The sequence below is a fragment of the Martelella sp. K41-7 genome (genome assembly GCF_055808365.1).
In genome coordinates this window covers 302309-319192 of sequence record NZ_CM147867.1, presented here as the reverse complement: position 1 = coordinate 319192, position 16884 = coordinate 302309, and the positions used below count along the sequence as shown (strand labels likewise).

The 16884-nt window shown below is 57.7% G+C and carries 17 protein-coding genes, 1 tRNA gene and 1 pseudogene; 7 read left to right on the top strand and 12 right to left on the bottom strand.

Features of this window, described 5'->3' with window-relative positions:
• The first annotated feature begins 115 nt into the window (after positions 1-115).
• Positions 116-601: a tellurite resistance TerB family protein gene (locus AC0L7L_RS01545; RefSeq protein ID WP_473511418.1), complete on the top strand. Its 486-nt coding sequence runs from the start codon at positions 116-118 to the stop codon at positions 599-601.
• Positions 598-1299: a glutamine amidotransferase gene (locus tag AC0L7L_RS01540; protein WP_473511417.1), complete on the top strand. Its 702-nt coding sequence runs from the start codon at positions 598-600 to the stop codon at positions 1297-1299. The genes AC0L7L_RS01545 and AC0L7L_RS01540 overlap by 4 nt, the downstream gene beginning before the upstream one ends.
• A 6-nt stretch (positions 1300-1305) precedes the next feature.
• Here the strand turns inward: AC0L7L_RS01540 and AC0L7L_RS01535 are convergent, their stop codons facing one another.
• Positions 1306-2553: an MFS transporter gene (locus AC0L7L_RS01535; RefSeq protein ID WP_473511415.1), complete on the bottom strand. Its 1248-nt coding sequence runs from the start codon at positions 2551-2553 to the stop codon at positions 1306-1308.
• A 139-nt stretch (positions 2554-2692) separates the two neighbouring features.
• Between AC0L7L_RS01535 and AC0L7L_RS01530 the strand changes: the two genes are divergently transcribed.
• Entirely contained in the window at positions 2693-2983 is a 291-nt protein-coding gene (locus tag AC0L7L_RS01530; RefSeq protein WP_272209891.1) for a YggT family protein, read from the top strand.
• Positions 2984-3069: 86 nt separating this feature from the next.
• Here AC0L7L_RS01530 and ppa read toward each other — a convergent pair whose 3' ends face one another.
• The 7 genes from ppa to AC0L7L_RS01495 form a co-directional block, all read right to left on the bottom strand.
• A complete protein-coding gene (gene ppa, locus AC0L7L_RS01525) occupies positions 3070-3603 on the bottom strand; it encodes an inorganic diphosphatase (RefSeq protein WP_272209890.1) in 534 nt (177 codons plus the stop codon).
• Between the two features lie 133 nt (positions 3604-3736).
• Positions 3737-4243, bottom strand: a complete 507-nt coding sequence (locus tag AC0L7L_RS01520; protein ID WP_272209889.1) for a GNAT family N-acetyltransferase — start codon at positions 4241-4243, stop codon at positions 3737-3739.
• 111 nt (positions 4244-4354) lie between these two features.
• Positions 4355-5392 carry a tetraacyldisaccharide 4'-kinase gene (gene lpxK / locus AC0L7L_RS01515; RefSeq protein ID WP_473511411.1) on the bottom strand — a complete coding sequence of 346 codons (1038 nt, stop codon included), beginning with the start codon at positions 5390-5392 and terminating at the stop codon, positions 4355-4357.
• Between the two features lie 43 nt (positions 5393-5435).
• Complete coding sequence (gene waaA / locus AC0L7L_RS01510; protein ID WP_473511409.1) at positions 5436-6827, bottom strand: lipid IV(A) 3-deoxy-D-manno-octulosonic acid transferase; 1392 nt, start codon at positions 6825-6827, stop codon at positions 5436-5438.
• Between the two features lie 253 nt (positions 6828-7080).
• Entirely contained in the window at positions 7081-7314 is a 234-nt protein-coding gene (locus tag AC0L7L_RS01505) for a DUF4170 domain-containing protein (RefSeq protein WP_272209885.1), read from the bottom strand.
• A gap of 67 nt (positions 7315-7381) precedes the next feature.
• Positions 7382-8212 carry a 3'(2'),5'-bisphosphate nucleotidase CysQ gene (locus tag AC0L7L_RS01500; RefSeq protein ID WP_473511407.1) on the bottom strand — a complete coding sequence of 277 codons (831 nt, stop codon included), beginning with the start codon at positions 8210-8212 and terminating at the stop codon, positions 7382-7384.
• A gap of 97 nt (positions 8213-8309) precedes the next feature.
• Positions 8310-9656, bottom strand: coding sequence for a TldD/PmbA family protein (locus AC0L7L_RS01495; protein WP_473511405.1), 1347 nt, complete (start codon positions 9654-9656; stop codon positions 8310-8312).
• Between the two features lie 103 nt (positions 9657-9759).
• Here AC0L7L_RS01495 and AC0L7L_RS01490 point away from each other — a divergent pair, with 103 nt between their 5' ends.
• Positions 9760-11568, top strand: a complete 1809-nt coding sequence (locus tag AC0L7L_RS01490) for a monovalent cation:proton antiporter-2 (CPA2) family protein (protein WP_473511403.1) — start codon at positions 9760-9762, stop codon at positions 11566-11568.
• Positions 11569-11597: 29 nt separating this feature from the next.
• Here the strand turns inward: AC0L7L_RS01490 and AC0L7L_RS01485 are convergent.
• The 4 genes and pseudogenes from AC0L7L_RS01485 to AC0L7L_RS01470 form a co-directional block, all read right to left on the bottom strand.
• Positions 11598-11961, bottom strand: a pseudogene (locus tag AC0L7L_RS01485) (transposase); the annotation flags it as partial.
• 325 nt (positions 11962-12286) lie between these two features.
• A complete protein-coding gene (locus tag AC0L7L_RS01480; RefSeq protein ID WP_473511401.1) occupies positions 12287-13123 on the bottom strand; it encodes an IS5 family transposase in 837 nt (278 codons plus the stop codon).
• A 232-nt stretch (positions 13124-13355) separates the two neighbouring features.
• A protein-coding gene (locus AC0L7L_RS01475) for an IS5 family transposase (protein WP_473511182.1) occupies positions 13356-14110 on the bottom strand; the annotation gives its coding sequence in 2 pieces (ribosomal slippage) (positions 13356-13777 and positions 13777-14110; 756 coding nt in all).
• A gap of 250 nt (positions 14111-14360) precedes the next feature.
• Positions 14361-14445, bottom strand: a tRNA-Leu gene (locus tag AC0L7L_RS01470).
• 190 nt (positions 14446-14635) lie between these two features.
• On the opposite strand from AC0L7L_RS01470, the gene AC0L7L_RS01465 reads away from it, so the two are divergent.
• From AC0L7L_RS01465 to AC0L7L_RS01455, 3 genes are all read left to right on the top strand, one after another.
• The gene (locus tag AC0L7L_RS01465; RefSeq protein ID WP_473511399.1) at positions 14636-15217 is read left to right on the top strand and encodes a YqaA family protein; all 582 of its coding nucleotides are present in this window, start codon (positions 14636-14638) and stop codon (positions 15215-15217) included.
• Between the two features lie 7 nt (positions 15218-15224).
• On the top strand, positions 15225-15743 hold the full coding sequence (locus AC0L7L_RS01460; RefSeq protein WP_272209877.1) for a disulfide bond formation protein B: 519 nt from the start codon (positions 15225-15227) through the stop codon (positions 15741-15743).
• 101 nt (positions 15744-15844) lie between these two features.
• Positions 15845-16819 carry a cation diffusion facilitator family transporter gene (locus AC0L7L_RS01455; protein ID WP_272209876.1) on the top strand — a complete coding sequence of 325 codons (975 nt, stop codon included), beginning with the start codon at positions 15845-15847 and terminating at the stop codon, positions 16817-16819.
• The last annotated feature ends 65 nt before the right edge of the window (positions 16820-16884 follow it).

The window sequence follows — 16884 nt, the reverse complement described above, 5'->3', positions numbered from 1 at the left end:
CTCCTGGCGATTGTCATAACTGTAATTTGACCATGCGGGTGCAATTCGCCTATTGGCGAACGAGCGCCCCCGCGCCATGATGTTTTTATGATCCACCAGCAAGGCATTTTCCCGTATGTTCCAAAAAATCAGCAGGTTCCTGCAGGACATCACCAATGACGCTGACGAAAGCAATGACCGGCCGAACGATGCCCGTGTTGCCGTAGTTGCACTCTGCTATCAGGTGATGGAGGCAGATGGTGTGATCAGCGAGAGCGAGCAAAAGCGCCTCAGGGAACTGATGGAAACCAAGTATGGGCTGCATGGCACCGGCCTTTCAAACCTCATTGCGGCTGGAGAGGAGGCTGGCAGCGAGGCCGTCGATTTCTATCGTTTCACCTCCGATGTGAAACGCCATCTTGATGAAGATCAGCGCATCAAACTGATCGGTCTGCTCTGGGACATCGCCTATGCCGACGGCAGCCGCAGCGAGATGGAAGACAATGTGGTGTGGCGCATTGCCGAACTGATCGGTGTTTCCGGACGCGACCGCGTGCTGGAGCGGCAGGAGGCACTGAAGCGGGCTTCGACTACGGACGAGAAAGACACCGATACCCAATGAGTGACAGCAAAAAACCCGTCCTGATCATTCTCCATCAGGAACGTTCGACACCCGGCCGGGTTGGTCAGCTTCTGATGCAGAAGCGCTTTCCCCTCGACATCCGCCGCCCGGCGCTGGGCGACCCGCTGCCGTATACGCTTGCAAACCATTCCGGCGCCGTCGTTTTCGGCGGACCGATGAGCGCCAACGACAATGAAGACTATGTCCGGCGCGAGATCGACTGGCTTGATATTCCGCTGAAGGAAGATCGCCCCTTTCTCGGCATATGCCTAGGCGCGCAAATGCTGGCGCGCCAGCTCGGCGCCAGGGTTTACGGCAATAATGACGGGTCAGTGGAGATCGGCTGGTATCCGATCGAGGCCACCAATCACGGCCGTTTGTTGATGACATGGCCGTCCATGGTCTATCAGTTCCACCGAGAAGGCTTCGAGCTGCCACATGGGGCCAACCTGCTGGCGCATGGCGACCTGTACCCCAACCAGGCCTTTCGCTACGGCAAAAAGGCTTACGGCGTGCAATTCCATGCTGAGCTGACACGGATGATGATGCAAAGCTGGGTGGTGCGGGGCGCAAGCCGTTTCAGCCTGCCCAAGGCCCAGCCGGGCAATCTGCATCTCGAAGGCCGCATGCTGCATGACCGCGCGCTCAAGGCCTGGCTCGACAATTTCCTCGATATCGTGTTCGACGACGCCGGTTGATCCGCTCTAGCGCCCGACAAGATGATCGGGCGTTTCCAGACTGTCGATCTTTCTGAGTTTGGTGAATTTCATCGCCCAGATTCCAGCGACCGCCAGCGAGCCGACACCGCCGAAGACAACGGCGGGCACCGCGCCGATAACATGGGCCATGGTGCCTGCGCGGAATTCACCAAGCTCGTTCGAGGCACCGACAAACACCATGTTGACGGCATTGACCCGACCGCGTAGCTCGTCCGGCGTCCACAGCGCAATCAGGGTTTCACGCACATAGACCGAAATCATGTCGGCCCCGCCCATGACAGCAAGCGCTGTAATCGAAATCCACGGGCTGGTCGAAAGCCCGAAAACCACGGTCGAAACGCCGAAAATGGCAACGCCTGCAAACATGTAGTAGCCGGCATGATGGCGGATCGGCACACTGGCAAGCAGAAGTGCGACGAGCACACCACCAAAGCCGGGCGCGGCGCGCAACAGCCCAAGCCCCCAGGGGCCGAGATCCAGAATATCACTCGCAAAAACCGGCATCAGCGCCACTGCGCCGCCCAGCAGAACAACGAAAAGATCAAGCGAGATCGCCCCGAGAACCACTTTTTCCGAAGTGATGAACCGAAAGCCGGCGAGAATGCTCTGAAGCGACACCGCACTTTGCGGCCTGCGGCTTTCGGGCTTCGGCACCATCACCATCAGCACTGTTGCGCCCGCAAACAAGGCGAGCGCAGTCGAATAGGCAAATGTCGCGCCGATGCCATAAAGCAGACCGCCGGCAACAGGCCCGACAATCGAGGCGATCTGCCATGACGAGGAATTCCAGGCGATCGCATTAGCCAGATCCTTCTCCGGCACGAGATTGGGCGCCAGCGACTGTAGCGCCGGGCCTGAAAAGGCGCGCTCCGTGCCGAACACGGCCAGCAATGCAAAAACAGGCCAGGGCGAGAACAGACCGAGGATCGTGATCGCCAGCAGCGTTGCCGCACACACGGTGGCGACGCCGAAGCAGACCGCCGCAATCATGCGCCGGTTGTAGCGATCGGCAATCGTACCTGTCACCAATGTCAGAAACAGCGAGGGCAGGAACTGGAAAAGCCCGATCAGGCCGAGATAGAAGGCATTTCCGGTCTCCTCATACATCTGCCAGCCAACGGCGACCGAGACGATCTGAACCGCAAACGTCCCCAGGAAACGCGAGTAAAAATAGAGCGCATATCCACGGTGGCGAAAGGCGTCGAAGCGGGCGCCGGTCTCAGGATTGATCATCGGGGGGCAGGCTTTCCGGAAATTATATGAAGGGACAGTATCGTGTTTTCGGTCGATATCAACCAATGAGAACTGCGTACCCCTTGCCCGTTTAGATTTGAATGTCTAAATGTTTGCAAGGAAAAAACGGGAGTTATTCATGATCGCGCTATTCGAGACGATTTACTACGCGCTCGAGATTTATAAGTGGGTGATTATCGCCAGCGCCATATTCTCCTGGCTTTACGCATTCAACATCATCAATGCGAACAGCGAGTTCATCAACTCGATCGGTCGCGCGCTCTACGCGATCACCGAGCCGGTCTACCGGCCGATCCGCAATTTTCTGCCCAATCTCGGCGGCATCGACATTTCGCCGATCATTGTGCTGCTGATTGTCTTCTTCCTGCAGAGGCTGATCCTGACCGGTGTGATCCCGCGGCTTTACTGAGACAAAGACAAAGATAATAAAAAACTCCGGGTACAACGACCCGGAGTTTTTTTATGCGTGAAACCGCGTCAATGGCTGACGAAAACTCAGCCTTTTTCCTTGGCGCGCTCGATTGCTTCAACAATCAGCCTCTTGGCCTCATCGGCATCGTGCCAACCAAAGATCTTGACCCACTTGCCGGGTTCCAGGTCCTTGTAGTGCTCGAAGAAATGCTCGATCTGCTTGAGTTGGATATCGGGAATATCGGTAAAGTTCTCGACCTTGTCGAAGCGGGCGCTGAGCTCGCGGGACGGAACGGCGATGATCTTCTCGTCCTTGCCGGAATTGTCTTCCATCATCATCACACCGATGGGACGGACATTGATCAGGCATCCCGGCATCAGCGGGCGGAAATTACAGATCAGCACATCGATCGGGTCACCGTCATCAGACAGCGTATGCGGCACGAAACCATAATTGCCGGGATACATCATCGGCGTGTAGAGAAAGCGGTCGACGACCAGAACACCGGCATCCTTGTCCATCTCGTACTTGATCGGCTGGCCGCCCATCGGGACTTCGACAATAACATTAATGTCTTCCGGCGGGTTGTTGCCGATCGCAATCGCTTCAATACGCATTCGTGCCTCCAAACAGGGAAAAATATCGTGCCTTGGATAATCAAATTGGCCAGACAAAGCAATAATGAGAAATGACTTCCGTTAATTTGACGGTCTGGCGTCATACTTCGGATATAGTCTGGCCCGGCAGAACTCAGTCCCAGACATAGGAGACTTTGGCGAGAGCTCTGTCTCCAAAGGTCTCTTCGAGAAAGGCAAAGCGCTTGCCACCCATGGCAACAAAGAACAGCTCGGCCTGCTCAAGCGCCTCGATGCTCCAGCAAATCGTGCCCTTGCAGCCAAGTGAATTCAACAGTCCGCGCGCTTCGGAGAACAGCTCACGGCCAAACCCGAGGCCCTGATATTCCGGCAGCAGATAGATTTCGTAAATCTCACCTTCCTGAGGGAGCGCCTTGACCCGGTTGAGCCCGACATTAGCGTAGCCGACCGGCAGCCCCTGGACTTCAAGGACCAGCAACGTTTCCTCGCTGGCAATCGCCTTGCGCCACCAAGTGGTATTGCGCCGCGTGATCATCTCGTGCAGCGCGCGATGAGGCATGACGCCGGCATACACATGCTGCCATGCTCTCCAGTGCACATTCGCAATCTTTTCCGCGTCTTCCACCACAGCGGGACGCACATCTCCAGACAGTATCCTCATCGTAACCAACCGATCTTGAAAATGCCGGTACGCGGAAAGAATACGCCAAACAGCCCCGCTTGCCCACCGAAAATCGGATGCCGGTCCATGCCGACGGCCACACCGTCACATTCAGCGGCGGCCGTATGTCCGCGCCTCGAAGGCATCGACAGTGGCACAGACGAATCGTTCGGCCATCATTGCATCTTCGAATACAGCAGTGATTTCCAGCACCGTGCTCTCAGTCCGCAATTCATCGAGGTGAGCATCACGAGCGCCGGCGAGCCGAGCCATGTCCTTTGCAGTCGTGACCAGAACAAGTCCGTTCTGCCTGGCCCGCTCAAGGAGCGAGCCTGCCAGCCTTGCGGTAATCGGAGCATGATCCGCAAGGGCTTGCCTGTCGGCAACATCAGCCCCGAGAGATGTGAGCGTATCAAAAAATTTTTGCGGATCACCGATCCCCGCATAGGCCAGAACCCTTTGGCCGGCCATTTGATCAGCCCCCTCCACCGGCTTCTGGCTGAAATGGACGACAGGCACATTTGCACGATCAGCTGCCGCGACCACGGACGGGGCCGCGCTTCCGGTCCCGTTGAGCAGGATCACCTCGGCTTTGGGGAGCTGGGCGGCAAGTGGTGCGCGAAGCGGACCAGCCGGCAAGCAGTACCCATTGCCGAACCCGCGGCGAGCATCCACCACAGCGACCGTGAAGTCCGGCCTGAGCTTGCCGCTCTGCAAGCCGTCATCCATGATGATGAAATCCACGCCTGCGTCCTGCAAAAGCCGCGCGGCATCAACCCTGCCGGGAGAGACCGCAACGGGCGCCGTGCGCGATAGCATTAACGCCTCGTCGCCAACATCGGCATAGGTATGACGTTCCGGGTCCACGAGGCGTGCCGCGGTAATCTTCGCACCGTAACCGCGCAATACAAAGCCGGGTTTCCTGCCCCGTGCCAACGCCGCCCGGGCGAGCGCTTCGGCAACCGGCGTCTTGCCGGTTCCGCCGACAGTGAAATTGCCGACGCACAAAACAGGCACAGTGACAAGATCGCCTCGCATACGCGTCATCCGCCTTGCGACAACCGCACCATAAAGCCAGGAAAGAGGCCAGAGCAGCCGGCTCAGGAGGCGCTTGTCGTTCCACCAGAAAGGCTGAGTTTTGCTAAGCATTGGGAAGCCGTCTCCGACTTGACGTTGGCACGGCCAAAAGAATTCACCGCAGCGCCTTGCGCAGGTCCTGACTGGCAAGTTTTTCCTGAATGGTCAAGGAACGCTCATGCTTGGGAACAGGCTTCGGTCTGGCGAAAAACCGGGCTTCCAGCCGAAGCGGTGCAAGATAACGTTCAAGCCCCTTCATGGTCTTGATCAGTGCCCCGCGCATATCCCGCACACCGGCATAGCCCGACTCAATCATGTGGCGGCGTGCATCCGCGTCGCGCAACAGGAAATCGACCGACTGCATAAGCGCTTCCGCCCCTTCGACGGTGCGCACGGCGCCGCGCTGGCGCAGCTGCCTGTAGGTATCACGGAAATTCTCAACATAGGGACCGGTCAGAACGGCGGTGCCCAGGATTGCGGGCTCCAGCGGATTCTGTCCGCCTTTTGCCGTCATCGACCGGCCGACGAAGGCGATCTCACTCAGGCGCAGGTAAAGCCCCATATCACCAATCGTATCGCCAAGCAGGATATCGGTATCAACGGCCGGTGTTTCGCCCAGAGAGCGGCGCCGGACATTGAGGCCCTTGGCGGCGAACAGCCCCGCAAGCACATCGCCACGATCCGGGTGACGTGGAACGATGACGGTCAAAAGCCCCTTGTGCCGCTCCTTCAAAGCGGTATGGACATCTGCGGCAATTTTTTCCTCGCCGTCGAAGGTCGAGATCGCAGCCCAGACGGGGCGATCACCAACGGCTTGTTTGAGCGCAGTCAATGCGTCGTCATCAGCCGGGGGCGCATCGCGATCCACCTTGAGATTGCCCGAGACAGTCACATGCAACGCACCGAGGTCGGCAAAGCGCTCGGCATCAATGTCGGTCTGGGCCATGACCAGCGAAAACCGCGAAAACAATGTCCGCGCCAGTTGCCGCCGCTGCATCCATCGCTGGAAGGAACGATCGGAAATGCGTCCATTGACGATAATATGTGCAATTCTGCGACGCGCGAGTTCGGCAATCGTCACGGGCCAGACTTCTGTCTCGACATTGATGGCAAGATCCGGCCGCCAGTGATCGAGAAATCTCGAAACGGCCGGCATGGCATCAAGAGGCACATACTGGTGGATCACGCCATCACCGAAACGCTCTGCCGAAAGCTTCGCAGAGGTCACCGTACCCGTCGTAAGAAGAACTGAAATCTCGCACGCCCTGATGCTTTCGACCAGCTGGGTGACAGCCAGTGTCTCGCCCACGCTTGCCGCATGGATCCAGACAATTGGCCCATCGGGTCGTTTCACATCGGTCCGGCCGAAACGTTCGTTGAGACGCGAACGCTCTTCCTTGCCTTTTCTCATCCGCTGATAAAGTATCGGCTTCAGCAACGGATAGCCGAGGATACCCCCCAGCCAATACCCGTTAGTCGCGAACCATACCGAAAAGCCAGATTTCATAATTCCGTCCGCATCCCCGTTCTTGAGCTAGGACCGGCAGCAACACCGCTACCAAAACGCGAATCACATGTTCATAGAAGTATCATCAAGCGGGAAATCGAACCACGCCAATAATGAAGTCGTTGCATCTTTTCCGAATATTTTTTTCGCATAACACCAAATGGTTTTATTCGAAAATTGAATACTCGAAATGTTCGCAAATTTAATGATACAGAATCATGCGGCGAAAACATGGATACCGACGAAATGAGCATCACTGCTCGGGGTCGAGAAGCCTGTGCAGGTGCACGATGAAATAACGCATATGGGCGTTATCAACAGTCTGCTGCGCCCTTGATTTCCAGGCGGCATGCGCGGTTGCATAATTGGGATAGATACCGACGATATCGAGCGCATCGAGATCGGTGAAGCGGACGCTTTTCAGACTTTCCAGCTCGCCACCGAAGACGAGGTGAAGAAGTTGCTTGTTTTCGACCGTGTCAGCCATTTCTGAACCTCATGTTCCGTTGGTCTCAATTTGAGCGATCATGGTTTCCCGGGTTTACCGGGGCTTGTCAAGATTGAGGAAGCGGGCCGAATTGCCGCAACAACGTGCCGACCAGCCCGGAATTACCCGCAAATAGAGTACCGTGACGCACGCTGGCGCGATTGTAGGACAGCGGCTGACCTTGCACATCAACGAGCGACGCGCCAGCGGCCGAAAGAATAATATCTGCCGCTGCCAGATCCCAGTCGTGCGAGTTCGGCCTGACAAGCGTACCGTCCAGCCGCCCCTCTGCGACCAGAGCCAGCCGATAGGCCAGCGAAGGGATATAGGATGCCCGCCGCAAACGTTCGAGAAAGGCCGGTTCAAACCGGTCGGCAAGACTGGCCGGAAGGCACAGTTCAAGCGCGGTGTCATCGGCCTCACCATCAGCGATCGATGTCACGATCGGCGCACCGTTCAAAAGCGCCGGACCGCCCTTGTATGCCGAATATATATCCCCGAGCGCCGGCGCCACCAGAACACCGGCCACCGGACGGTTTTGGCTGACCACGGCGACGCTGACGACCCAGCTCTTGTGACCGCCGAGAAAGCCGCGCGTGCCGTCGATCGGGTCAACCACAAACGCACACGGCGTCTCAAGCCGCCTGAGATCATCGCGGCTTTCCTCGGAAAGCCAGCCATAGTCCGGACGCGCATCCATCAGAATGGACTCGAGACATTCGTTGGCGGCGTAGTCAGCAGCACTCACCGGCGATTGCCCGTCGTTTTTCCACCAGACTTCGGGGTCCTGACCGAAATGGGAAAGCGCCAGCTCCCCCGCCTCGCGCGCGGCTGACTCAATAAGCGCAAGATCGGCAGACCAGTCTTCGCTGGCGGTCTCGTATTCGGTCAATCGCATCTGCCTTTCCAGGCGGTTCCGGTGAAACGGCCTGCCCGGCCGCATTCACACGATTATAGTTTTGGCCCGGTTCAGGCCCGCACACGAAATTGGGAGGCTAGCGCCCGGCAAGCGTCAGACCTTCGACCAGAATAGTCGGAGCGGCGATCGAGTAGAGCCGGTCCAGGTCGCTCGCAGGCGTCATCGCCATGAACATGTCCTTCAGGTTTCCGGCAATCGTCACCTGCGCCACCGGATAGGCGATCTCGCCGTTTTCGATCCAGAAGCCGCTCGCCCCGCGGGAGTATTCACCCGTCACCATATTTACGCCGTGGCCGATGAGCTCAGTCACGTAAAGGCCGTTTCCCATCTCCCTGATCAGTTCCTCAGGCGACTTGTCGCCCGGCTCAAGGCTTAGATTGGTCGGCGATGCCGAAAGCGAATTGCCTGAACGGCGGCCGCGCCCGTTGGTGTCGAAGCCAAGCTCGCGACCAAGCGCGGTCGACAGGAACCACTGTTGCAGCACACCGTCTTCGATCATGCTCAGCCTGTGGCTTTCGACACCCTCTCCATCGAAAGGTTGGGAGCCTGCTCCACGCAGAATAGCCGGCTCGTCGACAAGGTCTATACCGGCCTTGAGCACCTGTTTTCCGAGCTGATCGCGCAGGAAACTGGTCTTGCGGGCCACCGCCGAGCCGGAAATTGCGCCGGCGAGATGACCGACCAGGCTTCGCGCCTGCCTTGCCTCGAAAAGAACAGAAGCGCCCCTGCGGGTTTCCAGCTGGCGCGGAGAAAGCCGCGCTACCGCACGCTCACCGGCTTCGCGACCAATCTCTTCCGGCCCACGCAAATCGCTGTCATGCGATCGCGCGTCGGAATCATGGTCGCGCTGCATGCTGCTGCCCTCACCCGCCACGACCGAAACCGAGATCGACGAGTAAGAACGGCGATAGCCGCCTGCGAACCCGTCAGATGTCACGAGCGCAAAGCCGATTTCGCCGCGCGAGGCACCGGCACCAGAGCTTTTCGTCACACCAGCCACCGACAGCGCGGACTGCTCGGCGGCCATCGCACGCCTGGCAAGGATCTCGGTGGAAATCTCAGTCTCGTCGTAGAGATCGAGGTCGGGCACATTGCGAGACAGCCGGTCCCTGTGGGCTAGGCTCGCAAACGGATCCTCGGGCGATACGCGTGCCATCGCAAGCGCGCGATCCACAAGGCTTTCCACATCATCATCGGTATTGGTTGAAACGCTTGCCACCTTGGCGCCGGAAAAAACACGCAGAGAGAAGCCCCGGTTCTCGGAAGCCTGGGCACTTTCGCGCGCGCCATCGCGCACCGAAACACTGTTAGAGACGCCTTCGGAGACAACCACGTCGGCTGCATCGGCGCCCTTGCGCTTCGCAACCTCGATGATGCGAGCCGCGCTTTCGATCAATCGATCGGAATCTTTATTCGCTGACATGGGCATTGGCCTTTCCTTGGACTACCATTTATTGTTCACTTTGCATCTCATCAAGTACCGTTCACCCGGGCCATCCGTTTTCTTCTCATTAAGGGGCCACCATATGGCAACTTCGCAGAGCCTGTTCGCCGAAACCGTCTGGATGCTTGGCGCAGCGACCATAGCCGCGCCGATCTTCAAGCGATTGGGGCTCGGCACGGTTCTTGGCTACTTGGCTGGCGGCGTCATCATCGGCCCGGTTCTGCAGCGCATCACCAATGGCGAGGAGGTTCTCCACGTCGCCGAACTTGGTATCGTGTTCCTGTTGTTCATGATTGGACTGGAATTGAAACCCGCCCGTTTGTGGACCATGCGCAAGGATATTTTTGGCTTGGGCCTGGCCCAGGTGGTGGTCACCGGCGCCATCCTAGTGCCACTTGCCTATCTCGGCGGCGCAGGCAACTGGAGCGCGGCAGTGATCGCCGGCTTCGGCCTTGCCCTGTCATCCACAGCCTTTGCCATGCAGATCCTTGACGACAGCGGCGACGTCAACACCCGCTACGGCCAACGATCATTTTCGATGCTGCTGTTTCAGGATATCGCAATCGTCCCGCTTCTCGCCCTTGTGAGCATTCTCGGAGGGGGAGCCGAGGAAGCGAGCGCCGGCGACATGATGACGAGTGCCGCACTTGCACTGCTGGTCATCGCGCTGATGATCGCCGCCGGGCGCTACGTCCTGACGCCGGTGTTCCAGATCATCGCCGCGACGGGTGCGCGTGAAGTCATGATCGTGGCCGCACTCTTCCTCGTCATAGGCTCGGCGATGGCCATGCAGATGGTCGGCCTGTCCATGGCGATGGGCGCATTTCTGGCAGGTGTGATGCTGGCGGAATCCTCCTATCGCCACGAACTGGAAGCCGATATCGAGCCATTTCGAGGCGTCTTCCTCTCAATCTTCTTTATCGCTGTCGGTCTGTCACTTGAGCTCAAGGTGGTCTACGAAAACCTCCTGCTCATCATCATCGCCGTGCCGGTGCTCATCGCCGTCAAGGCTGCGGTGATCTACGGTGTTTGCCGCATATCCGGCTCGCCTCATGATGATGCATTGCGGATTGCCGCCCTTTTGCCACAGGGCGGTGAATTCGGTTTCGTGATGTTTTCCACGGCAGCGGCGGCAGGCGTATTTTCCAATGCCACGGCCTCGGTCCTGATTGCGGTGGTCACACTCTCCATGGTCACGACCCCAATCACCGTTCGCATCGCAGAGCGACTGACGACCCGGCATGAAGGGCATGAAGAGCTTGAAGAAGATTTTGACGGCGCCGATGCCGATGTGCTGATGGTCGGGTTTTCGCGCTTCGGCCAGATTGCGGCGCAGATCCTGCTCGCAAGCGGCCGCGATGTCACCATCATCGACTATTCGGCCGAGCGTATCCGTCAGGCCTCGGCCTTTGGTTTTCATATCTATTTCGGTGACGGCACCCGCAAGGAAGTGCTGGTTGCCGCCGGTATCGAGAAGGCCAAGGTCGTTGCGGTCTGTACCCAGAAACGCGAGATCACCGATCGCGTGATCGATGTCGTGCAGGAACATTTCCCCCGCGCGCACATCTACGCCCGATCCTATGACCGGGGCCATACGCTGGCGCTGCGCCAGCGTGGGGTGGAATACGAGCTGCGCGAGACGCTGGAATCCGGCCTTATGTTCGGAAAGGAAACACTGATTGCGCTGGGCACCAGTGAGGAAGAGGCCAGCGCAATCACCGATGATATTCGCAAGCGCGATGCCAAACGACTGGAGATACAGGCCGTCGAGGGCATTATGGCCGGCTCCGACATGCTGCATACCCATCCCGTCAGCCCAGAGCCGCTGATGCGGCCCAAGCGCAACCGATTTGACCCAACAGTAAAAGTTACCGGCAAGGACATGGCCTGATCATCGTCGCTTTCGCTCAAACAGTTCAAACGCCCCCATCCGCTATCATGCTTTTTTGAGCAGGCGCAGCTCCAGTGTCTGCTCGGCCACGACCTCTTTCAGATCGCGCGCTTCACGGCGCAACGTCTGCACCTCATCCGTGGTCGCGGCCCGTGCCGTATCACCGGCCAGGCGCCGCTTGCCGGCCTCCAGAAACTCCTTCGACCAGGTGTAGTACATGCTTTCGGCGATACCCTCGCGGTGGCAGAGCGCGGCGATACTGTCTTCGCCACGCAGGCCTTCCAGCACGATACGGATCTTTTCTTCAGCCGAATAGGATTTACGTGTGGCACGGCGGATATCCTTGATCGCCTTGTCTGCGCTCGACTTCTGCTGCCCGGACTTCTGTCTCAAAGGCGTTGAGACGGAACAGTCGTTCGCATAGCGCTCGTTACCCAATTTGCGGCACATAAACGGTCGCTAAAGCAATAGCCCCATAGCGAAACTGATAATTTTTGATTAAAAATCAGGGTGTTACTAAAAAACAATAGTAAGAAAATTGGTGCCCCTTGCCGGTTGATCCGGCTAAAAAACAGCCATCATCGAACCGAATATTTCATATAAATAACATTGCCTTATACGGAAGACCCCAGTCACTTACTAAATTTAATGTGTATCTTATAGCGCCCAGAAGTGTACCACAAGAGCCTGCCGAATATTCAGAGCCGGATTCAAAAGTTCATGATGGGAAACAATATCGTGCGAGGCGTCTGGTCATCACCCTGATGCTGGCGATGTTGACCCATGCTGTGGCGCTTGCGATGGACTTTTCCCAATCTTTGGCCAACAGACGGCATCGTCCGAACCAGCCGAAGGTGCGCTCCACCACCCATCGGCGGGGCAGAACCTCAAAGCCTTTCGCTATGTCGGAGCGCTTGATGATTTCAAGGTTCCATTGGCCGCATCCGCGCAGCGCTTTTCGCAACTTCTGCCCGGCATAGCCGCCATCTGCGAAGACATGGCGCAACCAGGGGAAACGGTAGCGGATGGCTTTCAGGACATCGGGCGCACCGTCGCGGTCCTGGATATCGGCAGCATGGACAAGCACGAACAGCATCAGCCCGATCGTATCGGTGATGATGTGGCGCTTGCGGCCCTTGATCTTCTTGCCGGCGTCGTAGCCCGAAACCCCGCCGCTTTCGGTGGTCTTGACACTCTGGCTGTCGATGACACCGGCTGTGGGCGAGGCCTCGCGCCCCTCCAGTTCGCGCGTAGCGCAGACGAGCAGATGATTGATGGTCTGCCAAAGGCCGATGTCGCGCCAGCCATAGAAATAGCCTCGCACCGTGGAGACCGGAGGGAAGTCCTTCGGCAGAGCCCGCCATTGACTGCCGCTGCCCGCAATATAAAGGATCGCGTTCACCACTTCCCTCATATTCGTTTTCCGTGGCCGCCCACCGGGCTTGGCCAGCGGTATCAGTGGAGCAATTACAGCCCACTCACGATCCGTCAAATCGGTTGGATAGCGAAGGCGATCGCGGTTATGCTGCAGGCGGGTGATATCAGTCCAGGGCATGCAATCCTCCACGTTCTTGGCAGAGGTGGTTGAATCACATCCTTCTGATATCACTCAACAACTTTTAAATCGGGCTCTTAGGTTGCAAGGAAACAGCCAAGGCTTGCCGCGCATGCTTTACCAAGCGTTCAAAACCATCATGTGCCTGAGAGTATTTGCGGGCAGCCTCAGCTTCAGTCTCACCCAACACCCTACGATATTCACGCTGACCTAGGCTCAGGACTCGTTAAAATCATAGCCAGAAGATAACAGCAGCAGCGATGCATATGCTTGAGAAGAAAGTGTGTGCACAACGGTCGTATCGGGTGTGAATTCGGCGCCAGTCCTTGAGCCTGCCAAACATGTTCTCGATTTTATGACGCTTTTGGTAGAGCTTGCGGTCATGCGCTATTGGGACCTTTCTGTTCGCCCTCGATGGAATGCAGGCCTTGATTTTGCGCTCCGCCAAGGCCTCTCGAAACCAGTCGGCATCGTAGCCTTTGTCGGCCAGTAACGTCTTTGCTTTGGGAAAGGATTCTATCATTCGGGCAGCACCTTTGTAGTCGCTCGTCTGCCCTTCGCTCAACAGCATGATCAGTGGTCGGCCATGGCCATCGCAAACCGCATGCAGCTTGGAGTTCAGGCCGCCTTTGGTGCGCCCGATACGTCTGGGAACATCCCCTTTTTTAGCAGACTGGCTGCGGTGCGATGTGCTTTCAAATGCGTGGCGTCGATCATCAACTGTTCCGGCTCACCGCATTCGGCCGCCAATTCAGCGAAAATCCTGTTGAACACACCAAGCCTGCTCCAGCGGATGAAGCGATTATAGATCGTCTTGTGCGGTCCATATTCCTTCGGCGCATCGCGCCATCGCAAACCATTGCGCAAGACAAAGACAATGCCGCTCACGATCAGCCGATCATCAACACGAGGCACACCGTGGGACAGCGGGAAATAAGGTTCAATCCGGCGCATCTGCGCCTGCGACAGCAGCGGAAAATCACTCATTGCGGTTCTCCATTCGAGTCCAATGAATCAAAACGAAGAGAACGTCGCAAGTGATTTAATAGGTCCTGAGCCTAGGGACTGCCTAATGTCTTTAGGAACAATCCGGCGATACTGCCAAGTTCCCGCGTTGGTTTTCCGAACATACTTCAAAACAAGCCTCAAAACGTACTCCCGACGTACCTTAAAGCGTACCGGGACAGTTCCTAAAAGCCTGTTACCATTGAAATAATTGAGGAATCAAGTGAAGTTATGGTGCCCCTTGCCGGAATCGAACCAGCACTCCTTTCGGAACCTGATTTTGAGTCAGGCGCGTCTACCAGTTCCGCCAAAGGGGCCACCCGCCTAGCTGAAGGCCGGATCGGGCGAACTATACGAAGATCGGCCGGTGCGTCAACCGGGATTTTGATCCCGATCATGCTAAAAATCACGCTCACGGCGTAGTGATGAATGGACAAGGGGCGCAGGATTTACCATCCTCCGGCAATATTCTAAATCCTTTTCGCCAATCACTTCTGGATGACCCTGATGTTGCGCCGCCTTTACAACTGGACCCTCTCCCTTGCCGCGACGCGCCACGCAGAACGCGCGCTGTTCGCTGTGTCTTTTGCCGAAAGCTCCTTCTTTCCTATCCCGCCGGACGTGCTGATGATCCCGATGGTCATCGCCAAGCCGCTCAAATGGGTCCGTATTGCCTTTATCTGCACGATCGCCTCACTTCTCGGCGCGATCGGCGGCTATCTGATCGGCATGTTCCTGTTTGAGGCCATCGGCCAACCGATCCTCGCCTTTTACGGCAAGGAACACTCTTTCGACCAAATCGCCGAATGGTACAACACCTGGGGCGGTTGGGGCGTGCTGCTTGCCGCGATCACCCCCTTTCCCTACAAGGTGCTGACGATTTTCTCCGGCGCCACCGGACTGAACTTTGGCATCTTCCTGCTGGTCAGCGTGATCGGCCGCTCGTTCCGCTTTTTTCTGATCGCCTTCCTGCTTAACCGCTACGGCGTGCCGATCCGCGATTTCATCGAGAAATATCTCGGTATCCTCTTCACCGTTTTCGTCGTTCTTCTCTTCGGCGGATTCTATCTCGTCAAATATGTCTTCTAGGTGCCCCATGCTCCCGCGCTTCATCACAGATAACCGCCTTGTCATCAGTCTTGTTCTGGTGACCCTTGGCATGGCCGTTTCGGTCCTCTCGGCTCTCGGCTTCGAGTATATCGGCGGCTACATCCCCTGCCATCTGTGCCTTCTGGAGCGTAAGCCTTATTATATCGGAGTCCCTGTCGGCATTGTCGGGCTTCTGGCCTGGCGCTTCGGCTTTCTGCCGCGCCTCGTCGGCAAGCTCGCCCTTCTCGTCATCGCCGGCCTGATGATCTGGGGCATGATCATGGGCGTCTACCATTCCGGTGTCGAATGGCACTGGTGGGCCGGACCGGCAGATTGCTCTGGCTCGCTTTCCGGCATGACGACGAATGCCAGCTCACTTCTGGCAGACCTCAACCGGGTAACAGGGCCAAAATGCGACGAGGCTGCACTGCGTGTACTGGGCCTGTCCTTTGCCGGCTGGAACGTGGTCGTCAGCGTCATTATTGCTGCCATCGCACTCTGGGGCGTGGGCAAGACGAAGAAGTAGGGATTTCGAACGGTCCGGCGCTCTTTTCGCTGCCCGGCCCTCTTGAACCTCACCCCGCTATAGCTTCTACACTGGTTTCATCTTAACGATGGAGGCAAGCAATGTTGGAGCATCATCACGGGCACAGCCCCGGCGGTCATGGGCATGGCGCTCACGGGCACGGCGGGCACGGGCACGGCGGTCATGGACATTCTCATGCGCCGAAGAGTTTTGGCCGCGCCTTTGCCATCGGCATCAGCCTCAATATTATCTATGTGGTGCTGGAGGCAATCTTCGGGGTTATCACCGGATCTCTGGCGCTTCTTGCCGATGCCGGTCACAATCTTTCCGATGTGTTGGGCCTCGTTCTTGCCTGGGGTGCAATCTGGCTGGCAGCAAAGCCGCCCGGCGGCATCCGCACCTATGGTTTCAAACGCGCACCGATCCTGGCGTCGCTTGCCAATGCCATCATCCTGATCGTGGCCGTCGGCGCTATTAGCTGGGAGGCAATCGGCCGCTTCCGCACCCCGGAGCCGATCGAAACCGGCATCGTCATCTGGGTGGCGCTTGCCGGGGTGCTGGTTAACGGCTTCACCGCCTGGCTGTTTGCCTCCGGGCGGAAATCCGATATCAATATTCGCGGGGCCTACCTCCATATGGCCGCCGATGCCGCCGTCACTGTCGGCGTCATCATAGCCGCGCTTGTGATTGGCTGGACCGGCTGGGACTGGATCGACCCGGCTGTCAGCCTCGTCATCGGGGCCGTCATTCTGGTGGGAACGTGGAGCCTGTTGCGCGACTCAGTGCGGCTCGCAATGGACGCAGTTCCGGCCGGTATCGATATCGAGCAAGTTCGCCGTCACATGGAAAACACTGACGGTGTAGAGGAGGTGCACGATCTCCATATCTGGGCCTTGAGCACCACGGAGACGGCGCTGACCGCCCATATCGTCTGTGCCGAAAGCCACAATCGTAACCTGCTTTCCACCCTACCCGACGAGCTGCACCACACCTTTGAGATCGGCCACACAACGCTGCAGATCGAAACGTCGGAGACCGCCGAAAAATGCCGGCTGCGCTCCTCCGATGTCGTCTAGATGATCCGGCTCACGGCCTGCGCAAAAGGTGGTGCCGACAACAATGCGGGGCATGGCTGGAGATG